A 296-nucleotide genomic window follows, 5' to 3' on the forward strand; every position below is an offset into this window, starting at 1 on the left:
TGTAAAAAGTGAAGTGTGATTTTTGTGGTGTGTGGTTTTGGTGGCGGATTGCGAGAGGAGGAGGAAGGGGGATGAAAAGGAAAATAATGAAGAAGGTGAATTTGTTGATGTGAAAGGGGGGTTGGAAGTTTTATTGAGGGGTGAAAAAGGGAAAGATCGGGGGTGTGTGGAGAATATTGGTGAAAGGATGAGGATGGAGTTTGTTGATGATATGTTGAAGGTGATAGAATTGATAGGTTGTAAGAAGAATGATCAGGATTTGTTTGTGTTGGCCGGAGAAAGCGCGTTTGGCAGGA

1 protein-coding gene is annotated in these 296 nt (G+C 42.9%); it reads right to left on the bottom strand.

The window, feature by feature from the left end; translation table 11 throughout:
* Nucleotides 1-130: 130 nt before the first annotated feature.
* Nucleotides 131-259, bottom strand: a complete 129-nt coding sequence (locus tag FS736_RS25565; RefSeq protein ID WP_395883930.1) for a hypothetical protein — start codon at nt 257-259, stop codon at nt 131-133.
* Between the last annotated feature and the right edge of the window lie 37 nt (nt 260-296).

It is taken from the genome of Cytobacillus oceanisediminis 2691, assembly GCF_007678455.1.
GTDB lineage: Bacteria > Bacillota > Bacilli > Bacillales > Cytobacillaceae > Mesobacillus > Mesobacillus oceanisediminis_A.